Annotated in this window: 20 protein-coding genes; 6 read left to right on the top strand and 14 right to left on the bottom strand. The window is 53.5% G+C overall.

What is annotated here, in order from left to right; all coding sequences use genetic code 11:
- Positions 1–27: 27 nt before the first annotated feature.
- A complete protein-coding gene (gene rplQ / locus CIK94_RS00275) occupies positions 28–516 on the top strand; it encodes a 50S ribosomal protein L17 (RefSeq protein WP_022311365.1) in 489 nt (162 codons plus the stop codon).
- A 297-nt stretch (positions 517–813) separates the two neighbouring features.
- Positions 814–3294, top strand: coding sequence for a hypothetical protein (locus tag CIK94_RS00280; protein WP_216821916.1), 2481 nt, complete (start codon positions 814–816; stop codon positions 3292–3294).
- A gap of 169 nt (positions 3295–3463) precedes the next feature.
- Here CIK94_RS00280 and CIK94_RS00285 read toward each other — a convergent pair whose 3' ends face one another.
- A complete protein-coding gene (locus CIK94_RS00285; protein WP_022311367.1) occupies positions 3464–3793 on the bottom strand; it encodes a hypothetical protein in 330 nt (109 codons plus the stop codon).
- A gap of 152 nt (positions 3794–3945) precedes the next feature.
- Between CIK94_RS00285 and CIK94_RS13890 the strand changes: the two genes are divergently transcribed.
- Genes CIK94_RS13890 through CIK94_RS00300 form a run of 3 tightly spaced genes read left to right on the top strand, consistent with a single transcriptional unit; the run spans position 3946 to position 6264 of the window.
- Positions 3946–4326: a hypothetical protein gene (locus tag CIK94_RS13890; RefSeq protein ID WP_144007736.1), complete on the top strand. Its 381-nt coding sequence runs from the start codon at positions 3946–3948 to the stop codon at positions 4324–4326.
- Positions 4327–4384: 58 nt separating this feature from the next.
- Positions 4385–5089 (top strand): VWA domain-containing protein, encoded by a 705-nt coding sequence (locus tag CIK94_RS00295; RefSeq protein WP_094420616.1) that lies wholly within the window; start codon positions 4385–4387, stop codon positions 5087–5089.
- A 56-nt stretch (positions 5090–5145) separates the two neighbouring features.
- Positions 5146–6264: a hypothetical protein gene (locus CIK94_RS00300; RefSeq protein ID WP_094420618.1), complete on the top strand. Its 1119-nt coding sequence runs from the start codon at positions 5146–5148 to the stop codon at positions 6262–6264.
- A gap of 135 nt (positions 6265–6399) precedes the next feature.
- Here the strand turns inward: CIK94_RS00300 and CIK94_RS00305 are convergent, their stop codons facing one another.
- From CIK94_RS00305 to CIK94_RS00350, 10 genes are all read right to left on the bottom strand, one after another.
- Positions 6400–7281 (bottom strand): radical SAM/SPASM domain-containing protein, encoded by an 882-nt coding sequence (locus CIK94_RS00305; RefSeq protein ID WP_254046108.1) that lies wholly within the window; start codon positions 7279–7281, stop codon positions 6400–6402.
- A gap of 48 nt (positions 7282–7329) precedes the next feature.
- Positions 7330–7962 (bottom strand): lysine exporter LysO family protein, encoded by a 633-nt coding sequence (locus tag CIK94_RS00310; RefSeq protein WP_094420620.1) that lies wholly within the window; start codon positions 7960–7962, stop codon positions 7330–7332.
- Complete coding sequence (locus CIK94_RS00315; RefSeq protein ID WP_094420622.1) at positions 7959–8255, bottom strand: LysO family transporter; 297 nt, start codon at positions 8253–8255, stop codon at positions 7959–7961. The genes CIK94_RS00310 and CIK94_RS00315 overlap by 4 nt, the downstream gene beginning before the upstream one ends.
- A gap of 7 nt (positions 8256–8262) precedes the next feature.
- Positions 8263–10461, bottom strand: a complete 2199-nt coding sequence (locus tag CIK94_RS00320; protein ID WP_094420624.1) for a CotH kinase family protein — start codon at positions 10459–10461, stop codon at positions 8263–8265.
- 288 nt (positions 10462–10749) lie between these two features.
- Entirely contained in the window at positions 10750–11748 is a 999-nt protein-coding gene (gene tsf, locus CIK94_RS00325; protein ID WP_022311375.1) for a translation elongation factor Ts, read from the bottom strand.
- Positions 11749–11787: 39 nt separating this feature from the next.
- The gene (rpsB, locus tag CIK94_RS00330) at positions 11788–12615 is read right to left on the bottom strand and encodes a 30S ribosomal protein S2 (protein ID WP_094385699.1); all 828 of its coding nucleotides are present in this window, start codon (positions 12613–12615) and stop codon (positions 11788–11790) included.
- A 120-nt stretch (positions 12616–12735) separates the two neighbouring features.
- On the bottom strand, positions 12736–13122 hold the full coding sequence (gene rpsI, locus CIK94_RS00335) for a 30S ribosomal protein S9 (RefSeq protein WP_022311377.1): 387 nt from the start codon (positions 13120–13122) through the stop codon (positions 12736–12738).
- 12 nt (positions 13123–13134) lie between these two features.
- Positions 13135–13596, bottom strand: a complete 462-nt coding sequence (gene rplM / locus CIK94_RS00340) for a 50S ribosomal protein L13 (RefSeq protein WP_094420626.1) — start codon at positions 13594–13596, stop codon at positions 13135–13137.
- A 204-nt stretch (positions 13597–13800) separates the two neighbouring features.
- Positions 13801–14070 (bottom strand): hypothetical protein, encoded by a 270-nt coding sequence (locus CIK94_RS00345; protein ID WP_022311379.1) that lies wholly within the window; start codon positions 14068–14070, stop codon positions 13801–13803.
- A complete protein-coding gene (locus tag CIK94_RS00350; RefSeq protein ID WP_094420629.1) occupies positions 14039–15673 on the bottom strand; it encodes a hypothetical protein in 1635 nt (544 codons plus the stop codon). The genes CIK94_RS00345 and CIK94_RS00350 overlap by 32 nt, the downstream gene beginning before the upstream one ends.
- A 191-nt stretch (positions 15674–15864) precedes the next feature.
- Between CIK94_RS00350 and CIK94_RS00355 the strand changes: the two genes are divergently transcribed.
- Positions 15865–17301 carry an amidophosphoribosyltransferase gene (locus tag CIK94_RS00355; RefSeq protein WP_094420631.1) on the top strand — a complete coding sequence of 479 codons (1437 nt, stop codon included), beginning with the start codon at positions 15865–15867 and terminating at the stop codon, positions 17299–17301.
- On the opposite strand, the gene CIK94_RS00360 is transcribed toward CIK94_RS00355, so the two are convergent.
- The 3 genes from CIK94_RS00360 to CIK94_RS14590 form a co-directional block, all read right to left on the bottom strand.
- Positions 17279–18061: a glycosyltransferase family 2 protein gene (locus tag CIK94_RS00360; protein WP_094420633.1), complete on the bottom strand. Its 783-nt coding sequence runs from the start codon at positions 18059–18061 to the stop codon at positions 17279–17281. The genes CIK94_RS00355 and CIK94_RS00360 overlap by 23 nt on opposite strands.
- On the bottom strand, positions 18058–19329 hold the full coding sequence (locus CIK94_RS00365) for a glycosyltransferase family 4 protein (protein WP_094420635.1): 1272 nt from the start codon (positions 19327–19329) through the stop codon (positions 18058–18060). The genes CIK94_RS00360 and CIK94_RS00365 overlap by 4 nt, the downstream gene beginning before the upstream one ends.
- A gap of 6 nt (positions 19330–19335) precedes the next feature.
- A partial coding sequence (locus CIK94_RS14590; protein WP_216821917.1) for a hypothetical protein occupies positions 19336–19773 on the bottom strand: 438 nt, incomplete at its 5' end.

The following is a 19773-nucleotide window of genomic DNA, read 5'->3' on the forward strand; positions in this document are numbered from 1 at the left end:
CCCTTGTAATTAAAGAACAAAACAAAAATGAGACATAACAAGAAATTCAATCATCTGGGCCGTACTGCAAGTCACCGTGGTAGCATGTTGTCCAACATGGCTTCCAGCCTGATTTTGCACAAAAGAATCACTACGACCCTCGCTAAGGCTAAGGCTCTCAAGAAATTCGTTGAGCCCCTGATTACTCGTTCTAAGGTAGGTGATACCAACAACCGTCGTGTTGTTTTCCGTTATCTCCAGAACAAGGAAGCTGTCAAGGAACTTTTCAACGTAGTTGCTGAGAAGGTAGGCGACCGTCCCGGTGGCTACACTCGCGTCATCAAGTTGGGTACCCGTCAGGGTGACGCTGCTCCCATCGCTTTCATCGAGCTCGTTGACTTCGATGAGAACATGGCTAAGGCTCCAAAGGCTGAGAAGAAGACACGTCGTAGCCGTCGTTCTGCCGCCAAGAAGGCAGAAGAGGCTCCCGTAGAGGCTCAGGCAGAAGAGACAGCAACAGAAGCTGCAGCAGAATAATCTTTGAATAGATATCTCACAACAATAAGAATCCCTGGTCTTTTTAAGGCCAGGGATTTTTTCATAACCATTCATTGCAGTTTGACCGCAGTTTTGTGTAACGTAACCATCCGAAACAAGCCGTATTGCTTTGAATAAAAAAACTCGTGAAGTGCTATTCGCGAGTTTTTCTGTAATAATGAGGAAGCATTTGTGTTATCTGTTCGGCCGTGGTGTCTTCATGGAATGACTGCAACACATGGGTTAAATCAAATATTTGTTTGTATGTTTTTGTTTGTTCAACAAAAAAGCGTAACTTTGAAAAAACTATTCCGCAATAAAGATAATTTACTTATGGCATATTATTCAAAGACGATACAGGAAGAAGAACTTAAAAATAAAGTTCGTGAAGAATGGTTTGCTGGTTATGACAATACAGACATTCCTGGAAAAGTGGATTTCTATGTTGGGTATAATGGCACAACTTATCTTTGGGCAGAAGCGAAAAGAGGTGTTAAACGAAACATCTATGAGCAATTTGTACAGTTGATTCTTACGATAGGGAAAGACCGTCGTTTTACAGAACTTGATGCCCCCGATTATCTCGGATCTTTCGATGCAGAGAAAATAGGTTTTGTACATTTCGATGAAGTTTCAGGTGTCTTTGAGCAGAATGATTTCAATTGGAATGTAGTTCCTTCTGACCATACCAGCAAAGAGTTTAATCAACTCTACAATATGGTACATGATACGTTGAAAACACATGTGTTTGTATTTAACTTTGAGAAACAGGCCGACAGTCTACGCTTTTTCATTAAAGACAAGTTCTCAACGACAGGTAGACGTGCTTCAAAGACAAGCGTCAACAAGAATAATTTTCCTCATATATATCGTAGATGGCTGAAAGAAGTGAAAGGTTCACTTGCTGTAGAATGGGAAGACTTGGCAGAGATAGGCATTTATGACTGTCATTTCTTTTTGGCAGACCTTATGTCGCAAGATAATAGTACTTTACAGGAAAACCTTTCGGTATTGTTGAAGAAAGACCATTATAAGGTGAATACCGGTAAAGTTCAAGGCAATAATACATATTTGTTTGCCAATTTTGATTTTAATGACGGGCAGATGGCGCATAAATTGTTCTGGCAAAGATACAAACGCCCACCGCGTTCAGAATATCGTGACTACATACTTGAACGTGCCGACCGTTTGCGCCCGCAAGATATCCGCGAGCGTCATGGTTCTTACTTTACACCAATGATTTGGGTAGAGAAATCACAAGAGTATATAGCAAGAGTACTTGGTGAAAACTGGCAAGATGATTATGTAGTGTGGGACTGTGCAGCTGGTACTGGAAACTTGTTGACCGGATTGACCAACCGATATAACCTATGGGCTTCAACATTGGAACAGGCTGACGTTGACACCATGAAGGAGCGTGTGAGCAATGGTGCTAACCTATTTGGAAATCATGTTTTCCAATTTGATTTTCTTAACGACCCATTGGTTGACTATACTACCAAGGAAGGAGTTTTTGTGAAAAGCAAGATACCGCATGAACTACAGAATATCATCAATAGTCCTGAGAGAAGAAAGAAATTGGTGTTATACATCAACCCACCATATGCAGAGGGGGATAACCGGAGTGGCAAAGGTCGTAGCGGTGTGGCTGCCAACACTGCAGTAGCAAAGAATTTTGGAAGTTCAATGGGCTATGCAAAGCGTGAACTTTACATACAGTTTCTCACGCGAATATACCGAGAAATTCCAGGGGCAATTATTGCAGACTTCTCCACACTCAAAAACTTGCAGGCTCCTAAGTTTGCGGATTTCAGAAAGATGTTTTGTCTTACCCCCAAGGCTATGTTCATAGTTCCAGCCGACACTTTCGACAATGTAAAGGGCAGTTTCCCTATAGGCTTCAAAGTATGGAAGACAACAGATATTGAACCGTTCAACGGAATTGTGTCAGACGTGTATGACAGCAAGGGTGAATTGTTACCACAGAAACAGATTGTGAGCTACGAGGGATTACGTTTTATAAACGATTGGACTCTCTCTTTCATTGATGACAGTCAAGAGTCAATAGCTACCATTATAGGTATTGCCAATGATTTTCAGAATCAACGAACTGTAAGAATAGAACGTCCAAATCGTCCATGGAACCACCAATATCAATGGCAGATAACAGAATTCAACATAATCGAGTCATGCATATATTTAGCTGTACGTCTGGTTGAAGAGGCTACATGGGAGAACGATCGAGACCAGTTCCTTTATCCTTACGACACATGGAGAACAGATAATGAGTTCAAGACAGACTGTCTCGCATATACAATATTCAGCAACAAGAATAATATACGTTCAAGTGACGGACCAAACCACTGGCAACCTTTTACTGAAACTGAACTTGGAATTACGGATGAATTGCCAAACCACTTTCTCGTAGACTATATCTCTGGCAAAAGAAGGCCAACAATAATTCAGACGGAGTTGTTCGATATTCAGCAAGACTGTGAACCTTTACGTTTCTCTCCCGAAGCTCAAGCTGTGTTTGATGCAGGGCGTGAATTGTGGAGTTATTACTATCAGCAACCTAACGCCGACTTAAATGCGTCATACTACGATATAAGGAAATATTTCCAAGGTACTAAGGTGGACAAAAAAGGTAAGGAGGTTATGAACACCACAAGCGAAGACGGAATCTATACAAAACTCTACTCTGTCTTGCGTATGGCACATAGGCGTTTAGCTGAAAAAATACGGCCTAAGGTTTATGAGCATGGATTCCTGAAATAAATACCGCATCACGAAGGGTGTATTTGTTCCAATTTAGATTTGCTGTCTGATGAATGTAGAATATATGCTCTTCGAGAGTCTTTGTCTTTGACAAAATTTCGTCATGATAAGAAGGACTTAAAGCAAAAGAATTTGCCCCAGTCTAAATCGCCAGCCGACGGCTGTCGATTTAGAGGTGTTTTATTTTATTGCTGTCCGCTAAAAACTTGGCGTACTTCTCTAAAAGGTAGGCATAGACACTCGCAAAGAACTCTTGAAGACGACGTATATTGGCCTCAGCAAGCGTGCTGCGACGGACCAGATAGTCCATGCCAAGATGTGCGATCTTGTGAGCCTCAGCCTTCATTCCTATCTCGAGTTCACGCAGAAAATCAAAACGCTTCACGTAAGCCTCGCTTCCTTTCGTTTCGTGGCTTATTTGAAGAATTTTCTCCTTGTCAAGTAACTTTAACACTTGACAATATATCGGCTGGCCGGTAAAATGACTATCTTTGCTCATGGTTATGTTTTATTTTAGCAAAACAAAGATAACCAAAAGGGCTGAAACCTCGTGAGAAATTTCAGCCCAAATTTTATGTCGATTGCAATAGTTTTTATGGACAGCACACCTATTTATATATACACCTCTATCCTGAAACCGAAGTACGAATTATGGAAATACAACTCGGATACCTCCGTTTCAGCCTTTGCCATGATGATTTCGCGACGCAAATCGCACTTGACATCCCCCTCCGCAGCGTATTTCTCCACCTTCGCCACAAAAACCTTGCTGAAATCATCCGCGATATCCAAAATATCACTAACTTTGTCGACGGCGACTATGACGATGGTCATTTGCCGACGATTGATAGCAAGCCTCTTGATGTCCAACGGCTATGCCCGACAGCCCATTCTTCGGTCGCCCACGCTCCGACAGCCTCGGCGTGGGGTGGGGGAGCGACGGGAGAGGGCTGGACCTGGCAGAGGGCGCAGCGGCGAGAGACCCCAGCTTTGCAAGTCTTGCAAAATGTTTTTTCTTGGCAAGGTGGCTGAAACTGCCTACATTTGCACTGTCAAACAACAAGAAGTTCAACATTTTCAAAACACAAGTATGGAAACTCAGAAGATTTACAACCTCGTCATCCTCGATGCCTCAGGCTCGATGGAAGTCATCTACAACCAGGCACTCACAGGCGTAAACGAGACCCTTGCCACCATTAGCAGGGCGCAGGAGACCCACCCCGAGCTGCAGCAGTATGTCACGCTGGCATCGTTCAGTGCCGGCGATGATTTCCTCAACCGCATCTATTCTGCCAAGCCCATCGCCGAAGCCCGCAACATCACAAGCGCCGACTATCCTCTGCTCGGATGCACAGCCCTCTACGACGCCATGGGCACCTGCATCAGCGAGCTCCAGCAGCGGGTCTGCCATGGCGACCGCGTGCTCGTCACCATCATCACCGACGGTTATGAGAATGCGTCGCGCACCTGGAACGGTCGCCAGATTAAGTCGCTCGTCCAGGAACTCCGTCAGATGGGGTGGACCTTCACCTACATCGGTGCCGACCAGGATGTGGAGAAGGTGGCTGGCGAGATAGGCGTGTGCAATGCGCTCCGCTTCTCGGCCAATGCCGAAGAGACCGCCGCCATGTTCGAGAAAGAGGGCCGCAGCCGTACCAGGTTCTACGACAAGGTGTGCTGCGAGATGCGAGCGCCTGATGCTTCGCTGGCAGAATCCGATGATTACTTCGCCGATGATGACACTCCGGAGGCCCTCGAGGATATCCTCAAGAGCGAGGCGAAAGGCCCTCGATGACATGCCACCCATGGCGCAGGCAGGGATGACTTGCCGGCGCACTGACAATCATAACAATGAACACTAATACGATACTATTCAGCAATCTGCCGTTCCGCCCCGAACCCAATCAGGTGTTCTTCATCGAGAATGGCTACGATGCGGATGTCAATGACCTCATCCGCGACGTCTATCTGCGCCTGAAAGCCAAGTTCGACCGTGCCGGTATGGATTTCTACTACATGCCCTACCTGCTCAGCGAGCACGACATCGAGGCCAAGCTGCGTTACTATGCGCCCTACCTCTCTTCCCAGCCTCTGGTCGGCGAGGTCAGGAGCGATGCGTTCGCCCCCTATATCTCTGACGAAGACCAGCGCAAGCGTCTGAAGCCGTCGCTCATCTTCGGGGCTACGCGGGAGGGGTACGCGGGTGATGTCAGATTCCGGCAAGTGGCCTTGTCCGATGTCGACTTCGTTTCTTCCGCAGCCATAGACGCCCTGGTACATCTGATAAGTCAAAGGCTTGCCGCATCCTGTGGCGTAGATGCCGATATGGCGCCAATCAGTCCTTGTCTGGCGAGCGTCCCCATGGAAGATAAGTCGGAGTGCCTTCTTTCTCAGGAGTTTCTGGAGCCTTCTGCAGAGTCCGCCATGCCCGCCTCTGCAGAAGAAACTGCCGAGAAGCAGAGCTTTATGGCTACAGAGGATGTCCTGCGCGAGCTTCGCATGACCGTCCAGAAACTTAGGCTCGAAGGCGTGTCACTCATGGCCATCCACGAGTTCATCGACAAGCAGGAACCCCTGTCGCGCATGATTGTCACCCCCGATTATCGCATCTTTCTGCCCGACTACAACGGCATGGAAATCGAGATGGGTGCCCTGCCCAAAGCCATCTATTTCCTCTACCTGCGCTATCCCGAAGGCATCATCTACAAGCACATGCAAGACTATTACACCGAGCTGCTCAACATCTACCGGCAGCTGCGCCCCTGTACCGACGAGGCCCGGCTCAACCTCACCATAACCAAGGTCGTCAACCCGCTGGGCAACGCGCTCAATGAGAACCTCGCCCGAATCAGAAAGGCATTCGTAGAGAAGTTCGACGAGCATCTCGCCATCAACTACATAGTCACCGGCGAGCGTGGCTCCCGCTACGCCATCCCCCTGGACAGAGATTTGGTTGTTTGGGAGGAGTAACACTAAGGGCTGAATTCCAAGCGAGGAATCCAGCCCTAATTCTTTATGTTCCAAAAAGTTTTAGCCGACAGCAATAATATAATATATAGCGACGCCCCTACGCCTTCGCCAACTATGGATCCCTCTCACCCACCTCTATTTCCTAAACCTCTTGGACACGGCGGAGTAGCCGCAGCGTTGGCAGAGGGGCTCGGTGGCGGTGTGGTTGGTGAAGCCCTGATAGATGGCGTGGGCGCGCGGCGACGCGAGAATTTCCTCCAGACTCTGGGTGTAAAGGTTGCCCAAGTCCATGTCGCCGTTATGGTCCAGACAACAGGGGACCACGGTGCCGTCGACGAGCACGCCAATCTGGTTGCGGAGAGCATAGCAGAACACCTCTTCGCCGGCGTAGGATTCGTGCTGGAGGTCAGGCCATTCAAACATGTTGTCGCTCTCGATATACAGGTTCTCTGCCAGTCGCCAGCCATCGTTTCGCTCGACCCACGGGCGAGGCTGGTGGTTGGCTATCAGACGGATAATCTCTTCGTTCATGCTGTTGTGGCCGCCTTCGTTCCACAGCCGCAGCACGATGATGCAGCCGCGTCGGGCTGCCTCTTTGGCGAAGGTCATCACCTCGTCGATATATTGCTCGAGGTCCTCCTTGCCGTTACCCTCGTGCGAGTGCAGGGAAATCTGCAGCTTATGGGGCAGCGCTTCGAGCATATCCTCCCGCTTCGACAGCAGCGTGCCGTTGGTGGTAATCACCGGGATAAACCCTTTCTGCCGAGCCATCTCCACAAATTGGGGCAGATGGGGATGAAGGAAAGGCTCGCCCATGAGGTGGAAATACAGAAACTTGACCCTACCTGCGAGCCTGCTGGTCAGCAGGTCAAACTCCTCAAGCGTCATCGTGCGCTTTGGACGCGTGGTCTTGGGGCAGAAGACGCAGTTGAGGTTGCAGACATCTGTCGTTTCAAGATAACAACGTGTAATCATGTCATCGGCAAATTCATTGATTTTTACTATATTCTCATCCATGATGCCAGCCACTCAGCCTGGCGCCATCTCAGCCACAGTCTCCCAAACTCAAGCCCCCAGCATGCACCACATGGTCACGAGGAAGGGCACGGAGAAGTCGGTGGCAAAGCCGTGGAAGATGCTCAGCGCCACATAGCGCTGGCCTATCGTCTGGGTGATGATGGGCAGCGTGGTGTCCATCGTCGTGGCGCCACCCGAGGATATCGGTGCCAGCGGCCCAAACCACTTCGCCATCAGTGGCGTCATCAGCAGCGTAATCATCTCGCGGATGATATTGGTCAGCAGAGCGATGGTGCCCAGCTCGGCACCGCGATATTCGGTGATGAAGATACTCGACAGCGAGTAGTAGGCAAAACCGCTGTCTATGGCCAGGCAGTCTGTGAGTCCGCGGGGTTGGATGATGCCCCCGTCGCCGCCCAGCATGATGACGAAAGCCACCATCGCGCCCATCCACGAGCCCAGGATAGTGGTTATGGGCAGGAGCGCCAGCCTCGGGTTGAGACTCTTGAAATCGCTCTTCATATCGGGGTTGAGGCCGATGCTCATACCCACACAGAGCAGCAGTCCGCACAGCGCCACAAAGCTCAGTCCGCTTTCTGCCATCCATGCGGGCAGCGCGTCCATGCGACCTGCCACGAGGCCGAGGATGAAGAAGCCCACCACAATCAGACTGCCCTTCATGCGCGTCCTCCTTTCACGCTCTTCCACAGCGTCCAAGCCAGCACGCAGCAGCCCAATACGCTGCATACAGCCAGCAGCAGAGCCTCTACACCCAGGGTGGGCAGGGCAGCGATTATCTGCTCGTTGCCGCCCACCTCGGCTCCCAGCATAAAGAGCAGGAGCCATATCAACCATGTCGTGGCCCTGGCTGTCCAGGTGCCCGCCGCCTTGGTGCCGGCCTGTGCCGACAGTCTTGTGCGTACGGTGTAGCCCAAGCCGATGCCGAGAAATATAAATGCGATTACTATAAACATATTCTTATTAGTTGTTGCAGCTGCGTCCAGCCACAATCTTCTTCACGCTGCCGTCGCTGTATTTGACGATGGTGATGCCGCTGCCCGGGCGTGCTATGCGCACTCCGTTGGGCGTGTAGTAACCCACCGCCTTGAGCTCTCCAGTGGCGGGGCTGTCGATGCCCACGGTCTGCACCACCCTGTAGGCCACACCCATCACCAAGGCGCGACCTCCGCGGGTGTTGGTGAGACGCACGCCTCTGAGCTTGCGACTCTTGTCGGTGCCGATGGCGTGGTCAAAGAGACAGAAGGCGAAGCTCTGGCTGTAGGTGTCCGTGCGCTTGTTGATGCGGCTCAGTCCGCTGATGGCCTCTTCGCCCGACAGACTCTTTACCGACCAGTCTGCCACAGTGAGCGCGATGCCCTCGCCCTGGCTGCCGTCGCTGTAGAGTGGGGTAGCCGTCAGGTCGCTGCTGCCGTCGCCGCTTGTAGCGAGGATGTAGAGCTGGCTGGTCGTTATGGGCGCGCCGAAGATGAGGTCGCCTCCTTCGCCCGTCTTGATGACGAGGGCGTTGCTGGCGGCATAGTCGCCTAACTGGAAGTTGGCTCCCGATGGGGCGTTGACGACGCCGTCTGTAGGCAGTCCGCCCGACGCCTTGAGCCCGGCAGAGTAGAAGGTGTTGTCGGCACCGTCGCCGGCATTGTCGGCATGGCTGCTTGCGGGCAGCGCCTCGACCACCACGTCGGCGTTATAGCCCGATGCCACCGTCACGGGTCGTATGTCTGTCTTCTCCTGCGGCAGCAGTTTCTTGTCCATGAATGTCAGACGGTTCTTTATCCATCGCTTCAGGTAGCTTATCTCGTCGTTGAAGCTGTAGCCCACATAGGCGTTGGGCCATACATATCTGCCAAACATGCCCCAGGCTGCCTCGTTGCGCTCCATCGCGCCTCCCGAGGTGAGCAGCGTGGCGAGCGAGTCTATCTTGGCGTCGATGCGGTTGTCGGCATACTGGCCCTCGCGATACTGCGCCCAGCGGGCCTTCAGGTCGGTCTGATAGGCAGGGTCGTTTATGAGCCTCTTCCACCAGAATGGCACCAGCTGGTTGTCGGTCTCGCGGCTGTTCATGTCGTACTGCCACAGGTCGGTACGCGAGCCCTTGTAGTAGTCGGCGTTGCCCAGCGCGATGTTGAAGTCCCAGAGCGTACACTTCCAGCGGCTGTCGAGCCCCTCGTTCTTGGCGCGCGTCTCGCTGTACTTGTACATGTGCGAACTCAGACGGTAGCCGTCCACGTTGAACGTGAACTCGGTCGAGAGCATATAGTCGATAAACGAGGTCACGTCGATATACTTCCGATAGCCGTTGACGGGGTCTTTGTAGTTGTCGCCGGCAAAGCAGTCTTCCATGTCGTCTATCGACTTTTGGATGGCCTTCTCCGTACCGGCGGGCAGGTCGGCAAAGTCCTCATACTCAGGGTCGTCGTATTGGTAGGTGATGTATTTGGTATTGTCCACCGTTCCGTAGCGGCCATAGGGGTGATACTTGGAGCGGTAGTAGTGGTCTTCGTCGTCGCGGTCTATCTCCACGCGCCAGTCGCCCGTCAGGTCGCCTCCGTCCTCGCCGGGGTCATGCAGGTTCAGGCGGTTCTTGCCCTTGCCAGGACGCTCGGTGAGGATGTAGATGCCGTAGTATTTGCCGTCTACCACCACCTCGACATGGCGCGAGCTGGGCACCCAGTCCAGGTAGGGACGCCCCAGCTCGAAGGTGAGCACGTCGCGTATCATCGTCTTGTCAGCGAAAGGTGCCAGCAGCACCCAGTCGTTGTCTTTGCCTAGTCCCAGCAGGCTCACCTTCACTTTCTTGCCGCCTTCTTCCAGTGGCTTGGCGATGGTCTTGAAGCCGTAGGGCTTCTTGTCAGACGAGTTGAACGACGAGTTGCCGCGGTATTTCAGACTGATATATCCCTCATAGTCCACCTTCTGGTCGGGGTGGGCTGCGAGGTCGGCATAGTTGGTCTTGCCCGTGCCGTTGTCTATGATTTTGATTTTTGCGGTGATACGCTCTTCGCGGAGTATCATCTTGCCGTCTACGTCGATGAAGACGATGGGCAGATTGGTTTCGCTCAGCTTGACCTGGGCGTTCTTGGTGGGCGGATAGTTGTCGGCCCTCTGCGCATATAAGGCTGTCAGACAGAGCAGCATGCACAGCAGTGTGGATATACGTTTCATTGTTATATGGGTTTTTATTTCTCCTTGTGGTGGCCTGTCCTTGACGGGTGGGTAGATGGGTTCATAGGTGATTGCTTGTTATTGATACACAAAGTTACACAATAATTCTGACAGTGCTTGCGCAAAAGCCGGTAAAATCATTGGTGTAGGGCAAAATAGCCCTGGCCACGCCTGCTGTCGCGACGCTGCATCCGGCTGCCCCCGCCACTGCCATGCACTAAAAAAGGACTGCATCCCTCGAAAGGGGTACAGTCCTTATTATTATTTCGATTTTAACTATATCGAAAATTAGTCAGCCAAGAGGGTGAAGCGCTTGTAAGCAACGATGTTGAGATCGCCCTGCTTCTTCAGCCAGTCCTTAACTGAAATCTTGCCATCCTCGTCGGCGAACTGGAACTCCTGGTCTACCAGGCAGTTCTCCTTGAAGAACTTGGCCATACGGCCCTTGGCAATGTTCTGGATCATCTGCTCGTTCAGGTTGGCAGCCTTCTCAGCGCCTACGGTCTGCTTGATTTCGCGGGCCTTGTCAGCCTCCTCCTGTGTGAGCCATCCCTTCTTCATGTTAGACTCGATGTGGTCATCGCTGTCTACGAGGTTAGGATTGATGCCAGCCTTCTTGATAGCGGCAACTACAGCCTTCTCTACCTGCTCTTCCTTGGTCTTCTGGATAGCCACCTTGAGCTCCTCGTCCTTAACGGCCTGGGGAACAGAAGCCTCGTCGAGAGCTACAGGCTTCATTGCTGCAACCTGCATAGCTACCTTGTGAGCAGCCTCTTCGTTGTCCTTGTCCAGCTGTACCATGGTAGCCAGAGTGTGGCGGCCCATGTGGTCGTATACAGAGATGTTGTCACCTACGAGATAGTTGTAGCCATCGAGCTCCATCTTCTCACCGGTAACACCTGAGCGATGCTGTACGGCGGTGGCAGCGTCGTCGCCATTGGCGAGCTTCAGCGCCTTAACCTCGTCGAGGTTGGTGCAGCGTGCGGCGATTGCAGCGTCGAGGATTTCGCCTACGAGGGCGATGAAGTCCTTACCGGCAGCTACGAAGTCGGTCTCACACTTCACGGCAACCATTGCGGCGAAGCCATCAACCTTCTTAACCAGTACGCAACCATTTGATGTCTCACGGTCTGAACGCTTGGCAGCGATGGCGAGGCCACGCTCACGCAGGAGCTCCTTAGCCTTGTCGAAATCGCCTTCAGCCTCGTTCAGGGCGTTCTTTACATCAGCCAGACCGGCGCCAGTCATAGCGCGCAGCTTTTTGATATCTTCTATTGTAACAGCCATAATTGTTATTTCTTAAACTTGGGTTTGTGATTCTATTGATTACTCAGCGGCGGGAGCCTCTGTAGCAGCAGCCTCAGCGGCGGGAGCCTCTTCCTTGCGGGCCTTGCGTGTGCGGCGGGGCTTAGCCTCTGCCACTTCCTCAGCCTGCTCAGCAGCAGCCTTCTCGTCAGCCTTCTCAGCCTTGCGCTCCTCGAGACCTTCTGCGATAGCACCGCAGCAGGCGTTCAGTATAACCTCGATAGAGTCCTTGGCGTCGTCGTTGGCAGGAATCAGGTAGTCTACAGCCTTGGGATCAGAATTGGTATCCACGATAGCGAATACTGGGATGCCCAGACGCTGAGCCTCTTTCACTGCGATGTGCTCCTTCATTACGTCGATAACGAAGAGGGCAGAGGGCAGACGAGTCAGGTCAGAGATTGAACCGAGGTTCTTCTCCAGCTTGGCACGCTGACGGGTTACCTGCAGCAACTCGCGCTTAGAGAGGTTAGAGAATGTACCGTCGTTCATCAGCTTGTCGATGTTTGCCATTTTCTTAACAGCCTTGCGGATGGTTGGGAAGTTGGTAAGCATACCACCGGGCCAACGCTCGATTACGTAAGGCATGTTAACTGATGCAGCCTTCTCGGCTACGATGTCCTTTGCCTGTTTTTTAGTAGCGACAAACATGATTTTCTTGCCTGACTTGGCGATACCCTTCAGCGCCTCTGCTGCCTCGTCGATCTTGGCAACAGTCTTGTTGAGGTCTATGATATGGATGCCATTGCGCTCCATGAAGATGTAAGGAGCCATAGCGGGATTCCACTTGCGACGGAGGTGGCCAAAGTGGCAACCTGCCTGGAGTAACTGGTCAAAATTAGTTCTTGACATTGCTTTTTCTTTTTGAGTTGTTTACTTTCTTTTTTAATTCTATATTGCTTAGAACCAACCCACAGGTAATCGCCAGCAGAGGCAAGTCTTATGGGTTTAGATGCTAAACGGTTCAGTATATTAACGCTTACTGAACTGGAAGCGACGACGAGCCTTGGGCTGACCTGGCTTCTTACGCTCAACAGCACGAGAGTCGCGAGTGAGGAAACCCTGGTCCTTCAGAGCCTTCTTGTCTTCGGCGTTAACCTTAACGAGGGCACGGGCGATAGCGAGGCGGAGAGCCTGGCTCTGGCCGGTGAAACCACCACCGTCGAGGTTGGCCTTTATATCATACTTCTCAGCAACTTCCAGAAGGTTCAGTGGCTGCTTAACCACATACTGAAGGATAGCTGATGGGAAGAAATCTTTCAAATCTTTCTTGTTGATTGTGATCTTACCGGTACCTTCGGTGAGGTAAACACGAGCTACAGAGCTCTTGCGGCGACCGATTGCATTAATCATTTCCATCTTTAGTTCCTATTATTTATACTGGTTAATATCGATTGACTTTGGCTTCTGAGCCTCGTGCTTGTGCTCTGTGCCCTCATATACATAGAGGTTGTCGAGCAGTGCGCGACCGAGAGGACCCTTGGGGAGCATACCCTTGACAGCGTGGCGAACAATCTTGTCGACACCGTTCTTGCGAGTACGGAGCTCGGCAGGAGTGTTGAAGCGCTGACCACCGGGATAGCCGGTATAGCGGGTGTAAACCTTGTCAGTTTCCTTCTTACCAGTGAAGCGAACCTTAGCGGCATTGATAATGATTACGTTGTCTCCACAGTCCACGTGGGGAGTGAAGTTTGGCTTGTACTTACCACGGAGCAACTTTGCAACCTTTGAGCAAAGACGACCTACAATCTGGTCGGTGGCGTCGATAACGACCCACTCCTTGGTAGCTGTTTCCTTGTTAACGGAAATAGTCTTGTAACTTAAAGTGTTCATTTTTAATTTTAATTTTTACTACTAAAAAACGTTTTTATTTCTCTTGATGTGCAGGCGATTCACTAACCATGACGCTCGGCCAAAAGCGCCACTATTAACACGCTCACACGGGGGACTCTAAGTGTGTCCCCGAAATAATCGGCGTGCAAAATTACACATTATTTTTATATCAGCCATTATCGAGACGCTCCCAATGATGAAGATTTATGAATATTTAACAGTATTCGTGGCTTTTCTCATCATCTTGGCGCCAGCAGCGATGGTCGCGGTGGCGATGGGGATGACCTTCGGATTCATCGAGGTGACCTTTGGAATCCTCGAGATGACCTTTGGAATCCTCGAGATGACCTTCGGATTTACGTCGTTTGCCTCCGGCAGCGTGGAGATGATTTTTGATGCCGTGGGGGTGTCCTTCGGATGGGAGGTGATGGCTTGGGGCTGGTTAGAAGTACCCGTGGGTCTCCACGTCGCCATAGTTGAGGGTGAGTTCCACGCGTTTCAGCGTGATGGGAGTGCTCCCGGCGGGGGCTGTGATGGTGATGGTGTTGTCGCCGTGGCGCAGGGCGTCGGCAGGCATGGTCACGGCATACTGGTGCTCGCCCTCTGCCAGTCTGCGGCAGCGGTCGTAGAGCGCAGGGTAGTCTGCGCGGGTGGCAGTCATGGGCTTGCCGTTGAGGCTCAGGCTGAGCAGCGCCTCGCCACGGGTGCGGAAGAAGACGATGACTTCGCGCGGACGGATAGAGTCCATGTGGTCGCCCACGTAGATGGTCACATCGCGACGCTCTCCGGCCTTGAGCGTGAGCGGTAGTGGTGTGTTGGGGCGCAGCCCGTACTGCCGTTTGCCGTCCGAGAGCCAGTAGGTCTTGTTGCGACCCTCGAGCATCTGCCGGCTACCCAGTTCGTGGAGCATACGAGGGTGCGCCGTGCGGCAGACCTGCCCTCCGCGCTCCAGCTGATAGTGGCCGCTCACATAGCGGTTGAAGAAGTAGTTGAAGAGATAGATGCCGTCGGCGCCCTGGTCCAGGGCAGCCGAGCAGAAGCCGCGCATCATACCCTCCGAGACGGGCTCGTTCTCGGTGTAGGTCATCATGTCGGTGCTGGCGTAGAAGGGCACGTTGAGTGCCTCGCCCAACTCGCGTCGCATCCGTGCTATGGGCTGCGCCGGGTCTATCAGCGTGTGGGTACCCACGCTCACCAGGTCTATCAGGCCCTCCTCGAGCCACTCGCGCAGGTCTATTCCCTTCTCCAGATTCTCTGCCAGCGACGGCGCCACCCTCACGGCGAGCTTTATGCGTCCTGGCTGCTTGCGGCGTGACGACTCGCGGTCTGCCCGACGCCTTATCTGCCTCATCATATCGGTCATCTCAGCCGTGTGGCGCTTGCCTTCGCCCCGCTTGAAGTAGCAGAAGAAGCGCATGAAGTCCAGCATATACCAGTCGATGTCGTCGCGGTAACGGCTGAGTTGTTCGGCGATGATGCTCACCTTGCGGTTGCGCACGGCGCGATGGGCAAAGTCGTAGGCGCCGGCACTGTGCCATCCCAGCGAGGGGTCGCCGATGCGGTATTCGGGATGCTTGAGCCACCATTCTGCCCACATCACGGGACAGTCTGTTTCGGCGTCGGCGAAGTGGAGGTCGTTCATGCGGTAGGCTATCATCGCCGCCATGCCGTGGCGCCGTGCCAGCTGCAGCGACGACCGCATAAACTCGCCTCCCTCGGCCTCGATGCGGAGTAGATTGTCATAGCAGGTGCGCATATTGTTGTAGAGCGCCGTGTTGCCGCCATGGTCTATGTGGCCGCGGTCGTCGCCGTAGTAGCGGCAGTAGCGCGAGGGATAGCATACGAAGTCGCTGCCCGAGCAGATGGAGTAGGTGCCCACCTGCGAGCCCGCGGCAAGACTCGTGAGCGAGTCGAGGTGGGCGAGCGTGAGCGGTGCGCCGTTCCAGTAGGTGTTCAGCAGCAGCTCGGTGCCGTCGTTGTCGTAGATGATGTTGGGTTGGGCTGCGACGGCAATCCATGTTGCGGTCGCGACGATGGTGGCGACGATGCGTTTTGTACTGTTTAGGATGCGTATCATTCTATATTATATAATAAGGTGTAGATTTGTTAACGCTGCAAAGATACCCATAAATGCCGGCATGGGCAAGAGAGCCATGGTGTTTTGTCACAAAAAAGTAGGAAAAAATAACAAAAACTATATATTCAACCCCAAGATTTTTACGTAACTTTGTAGCGCGTAATTACACTGTTAGTATATTATTATCATTTATGGGAGGCATTTTCGGAACTATTTCCAAGAAAAGCTGCGTTGCCGATTTGTTCTACGGAACCGACTACAATTCACACCTCGGTACCCGTCGTGGCGGTATGGCAACCTATAGTGAGGATAAGGGCTTCGTCCGCTCTATCCATAACCTCGAAAGTTCTTATTTTCGTTCTAAATTTGAGGCTTCGCTCAACAAGTTTGAAGGCTGCTGTTCAGGTATAGGTGTCATCAGTGATACCGATGCACAGCCATTGGTCATGAACTCTCATCTGGGGCAGTTTGCCATCTGCACGGTGTCCAAGATTGCCAACATGGAGCAACTCGAGGCCGAGATGCTCAGCCACAATATGCACTTCGCCGAGATGTCGTCGGGCAAGACCAATACCACCGAGCTTGTGGCGCTCCACATCATCCAGGGCAAGACATTCCGCGAGGGCATCGAGAATGTCTATCATCATGTCAAGGGCTCGTGCACGATGCTCATCCTTACCACCGACGGCATCATCTGTGCCCGCGACAGTTGGGGGCGCACCCCGCTCATCATCGGCAAGAAGGATGGCGCCTACGCCGTGACGAGCGAGACCACCTCGTTCCCCAACCTCGGCTTCGAGCCTTGCTACGAGCTGGGTCCGGGCGAGATTGTGCGCATCACAGCCGATGGCACCGAGCAGATACGCCCTGCCAACAAGAAGATGCAGATTTGCTCTTTCCTCTGGGTCTACTATGGCTTCCCCACCTCTACCTATGAGGGCAGGAATGTCGAGAAGGTGCGCTTCGACAATGGCTACCAGATGGCGCTCACCGACGATACCGAGGTAGACTGCTGCAGTGGCATCCCCGACTCCGGCACGGGTATGGCCATGGGCTACGCTGCCGGCAAGCGGGTGCCCTATCAGCGCTGTATCGCCAAGTACACCCCCACCTGGCCCCGCTCCTTCACTCCCGCCAACCAGGCTATGCGCTCGCTGGTCGCCAAGATGAAGCTCATCCCCAATGTGGCTATGCTCAAGGGCAAGCGCGTGCTGTTCTGCGACGACTCCATCGTGCGCGGAACCCAGTTGAGAGACAATGTCAAGGTGTTGTTTGACCAGGCACAGGTCAAGGAGTGCCACATGCGTATAGCCTGTCCGCCCCTGGTCTACGGCTGTCCGTTTATCAACTTTACCTCGTCCAAGAGTGATATGGAACTCATCACCCGACGCATCATCGAGCGCTTCGAGGGCGATGCTAACAAGAATCTGGATAAATATGCCACCACCGGGTCGCCCGAGTACGAGCGTATGGTGGCGGCTATAGCTGAGGAGCTTGGACTTACCTCGCTCCGCTTCAATAGTGTGGAAGAGCTGATCCGTGCCATCGGTCTTCCCAAGTGTAAGGTCTGCACCCACTGCTTCGACGGCAGCAGCGCCTACACCCTCAACGAGTGTGCCGACGACTGATGACGCCGCGCAGGGCAAACCAGAGATGCATCACCACCGTGCTGGCCACGCCGTAGTGGCGGCACATCACGCTGAAACGCTCGCGGAGCGAACGGCGATGATATGTGGTGGTCATGCCACCATCGAGAAAACAAGCCAACACCGCATGCGTGTTGACCAGAGGAAGTCGGTAGCTTGCTGCCGACTTCATTATTTTTATACACCAGTCCACATCGGCAGAGTAGCGGTACTTCAGGTCGTAGGGGATGGCTTTGGCAAGGTCGGTGCGGGCGTAGAACGCCTGGTGGCATACCAGCATGCCGTGGCGGAACGATTTCCAGCTGAGCGCCTCGGGCGGAGCCAGACGGCGGTGGCCCACATAGTGGCCTCGGTCGTCGATGATGTCGGTGTCGCCATAGATTACCGCCGGCTTCTCGTCGGGCATGAGCGCCGCATGCGCCACCCGCTGCAGCGTGTGCTCATCCTTGAAGGTGTCGCCGGCGTTGAGGAATACGAGGTAGTCGCTCTCAGCCATCTGGATACCTTTGTTCATCGCGTCGTAGAGTCCGCCGTCGGGCTCCGAGACGGCCCTTATCAGGTGGGGAGACGCTCCCCGCGATTTTTCTTCATACTCCCTTACCAGTTTCATGGTGTCATCCTTCGACTTGCCGTCGATGATGAGATGCTCCACTTGGTCATAGTCCTGGCTCTCCACACTCGCCAGCGTCCGCGGCAGTTCGTGCGCGGCGTTGTAGGTACATGTGATAACGGTTATGGTCATGCTTCCAGATAGTCTTTGCCTGCAAGGCGGTTGTAGATATTGATATAGCGTGCGGCGACGGCGCGCTGGCTGTAGTGCTGTGCCACCTTCTTCACGGCTTCCTCGCCCAGAGTCTTGCGGTCGGCCTCGTCGAGCGTCCAGTGCAGACCGCGAGCCAGGTCGTCGGCATCCTTGTATTCAGCCACATATCCGTTGACCTTGTGGTCTATCTCTTCGGGTATGCCGCCCACGCGGAAGCCGATGCAGGGCACACCGCAGGCCATCGCCTCCATGATGGTGTTGGGCAGGTTTTCAGAGAGCGACGGCAGCACGAAGGCGTCGGCGGCGTTGTAGACATCCACCATGCGGCGCGGGTCGTTGACATACCCTAAGGGGTAAGCCTGTAGCGGCAGGCGATCGGCTATCTCTTCGGCGTGGCCGCCCACGATGATGAGGCCCGTGTTCTCGCGTATCTCCGGATGCTCCTGCTCCCATTTTCGGCAAGCCTCGATGAGATAGTCCATACCCTTGTTCACGTTGGTCACGCGCTGCGAGGCAAAGAGTATCAGCCTTCGGTCGGCGGGAAGCCCCAGTCGTCTTCGGGCTTCGGCCTTGTCGGCAGGGGCGAAGAGGCGGGTGTCGATGGGGTTGGGTATGGCGCAGGTCTCCTGACCCTCCAGGAGCCGGCTCTGGCGCGCTTCGCTCTCCAGCCAGTGGCTGCATGCCACAAAGGTGATGCGTCTGCCGGCGAGCATGCGCTCCTTGCGTCGCCAGGTGGCGTCGGCGAGGTCGTGGCTGCTGTCTCCGGGCAGATAGGGGCAGTGGGCGCAGTGGCTCTTGAACCGCTCACACCCCAGGGTGAGGTGGCATATCGCCGTGGCGGGCCAGATGTCGTGCATCGTCCATACCACTGGCTTTCCCGAGTCGAGTATCTTGCGGATATTCTTCAGCGAGAGCATGCCCTGGTTGACCCAGTGCAGATGGATGATGTCTGCCTCCTTGAATTCGGGCAGCTTTGTGATGTCGGTGCCCGCGTTGGCGGAATCTATCTCCCACAGATGGCGGCGGCTGAGCCGCAGATGGAGATATATCGTCAGTCTTTCCCACAGGAAATTGAAGTGGTGGCGCCACGACTTGGGCAGACTGCACACCGCGATGTGCTCGGTCTCCTTGTCGCGCACCAGCATCTTGGCTTTTACGCCGCTGTTGTTGAGCGCTTCCATCAGCCGTCGTGCAGCCACAGCCGCTCCGCCAGCCCTCTCGCTCGTGTTGACGATTAGTACTCGCATACCTTATTATATTATATATATCTTTTGTCCTTTGTTCTTGCTTCCGGCGACCTGGCGCATAGTCCCGGCGACCTGGCGCATAGTCCCAGCGACCTGGCGCATAGTCCCGGCGACCATGGTGCATAGTCCCGGCCGCCTGCAGAGTTGTCTGACCGCCGCCGTCGGTACCTCCACGCTCTTGGAGATGACGTTGGCAGGAGCCGGAGCCACCTCTGCATCGGGCAAAGGTAAACATAAAATCTGAAAAACCCACACAGCCTCCTTGTTTTTTGCAGTATTCGCCCCCGACTGCCCCTCTGCCCTCCGCGTCCTGGCTGCCGCCGGTCTGCCCGCAGCCCTGGCGTCCCGGGCTCTCATTGTTGCGTCGGTGCAAGTGCCTGCGCCCCAATGAGAGCCTATATATGTCACTCTTGTGCTTATATATATAATAAAGTATATTATTAT

Origin of the sequence: Prevotella sp. P4-51 (assembly GCF_002251455.1) — a bacterium.
In the GTDB taxonomy this organism is placed as follows: Bacteria; Bacteroidota; Bacteroidia; order Bacteroidales; family Bacteroidaceae; genus Prevotella.

What these genes read in the sequence shown, in the direction of transcription:
- rplQ (WP_022311365.1), top strand. Translation starts at nt 28, where the DNA reads ATGAGACATAACAAGAAATTCAATCATCTGGGCCGTACTGCAAGTCAC.
- CIK94_RS00285 (WP_022311367.1), bottom strand. Translation starts at nt 3,793, where the DNA reads ATGAGCAAAGATAGTCATTTTACCGGCCAGCCGATATATTGTCAAGTG.
- CIK94_RS13890 (WP_144007736.1), top strand. Translation starts at nt 3,946, where the DNA reads ATGGAAATACAACTCGGATACCTCCGTTTCAGCCTTTGCCATGATGAT.
- CIK94_RS00295 (WP_094420616.1), top strand. Translation starts at nt 4,385, where the DNA reads ATGGAAACTCAGAAGATTTACAACCTCGTCATCCTCGATGCCTCAGGC.
- CIK94_RS00300 (WP_094420618.1), top strand. Translation starts at nt 5,146, where the DNA reads ATGAACACTAATACGATACTATTCAGCAATCTGCCGTTCCGCCCCGAA.
- CIK94_RS00305 (WP_254046108.1), bottom strand. Translation starts at nt 7,281, where the DNA reads ATGGATGAGAATATAGTAAAAATCAATGAATTTGCCGATGACATGATT.
- CIK94_RS00310 (WP_094420620.1), bottom strand. Translation starts at nt 7,962, where the DNA reads ATGAAGGGCAGTCTGATTGTGGTGGGCTTCTTCATCCTCGGCCTCGTG.
- CIK94_RS00315 (WP_094420622.1), bottom strand. Translation starts at nt 8,255, where the DNA reads ATGTTTATAGTAATCGCATTTATATTTCTCGGCATCGGCTTGGGCTAC.
- CIK94_RS00320 (WP_094420624.1), bottom strand. Translation starts at nt 10,461, where the DNA reads ATGAAACGTATATCCACACTGCTGTGCATGCTGCTCTGTCTGACAGCC.
- tsf (WP_022311375.1), bottom strand. Translation starts at nt 11,748, where the DNA reads ATGGCTGTTACAATAGAAGATATCAAAAAGCTGCGCGCTATGACTGGC.
- rpsB (WP_094385699.1), bottom strand. Translation starts at nt 12,615, where the DNA reads ATGTCAAGAACTAATTTTGACCAGTTACTCCAGGCAGGTTGCCACTTT.
- rpsI (WP_022311377.1), bottom strand. Translation starts at nt 13,122, where the DNA reads ATGGAAATGATTAATGCAATCGGTCGCCGCAAGAGCTCTGTAGCTCGT.
- rplM (WP_094420626.1), bottom strand. Translation starts at nt 13,596, where the DNA reads ATGAACACTTTAAGTTACAAGACTATTTCCGTTAACAAGGAAACAGCT.
- CIK94_RS00345 (WP_022311379.1), bottom strand. Translation starts at nt 14,070, where the DNA reads ATGGCGACGTGGAGACCCACGGGTACTTCTAACCAGCCCCAAGCCATC.
- CIK94_RS00350 (WP_094420629.1), bottom strand. Translation starts at nt 15,673, where the DNA reads ATGATACGCATCCTAAACAGTACAAAACGCATCGTCGCCACCATCGTC.
- CIK94_RS00355 (WP_094420631.1), top strand. Translation starts at nt 15,865, where the DNA reads ATGGGAGGCATTTTCGGAACTATTTCCAAGAAAAGCTGCGTTGCCGAT.
- CIK94_RS00360 (WP_094420633.1), bottom strand. Translation starts at nt 18,061, where the DNA reads ATGACCATAACCGTTATCACATGTACCTACAACGCCGCGCACGAACTG.
- CIK94_RS00365 (WP_094420635.1), bottom strand. Translation starts at nt 19,329, where the DNA reads ATGCGAGTACTAATCGTCAACACGAGCGAGAGGGCTGGCGGAGCGGCT.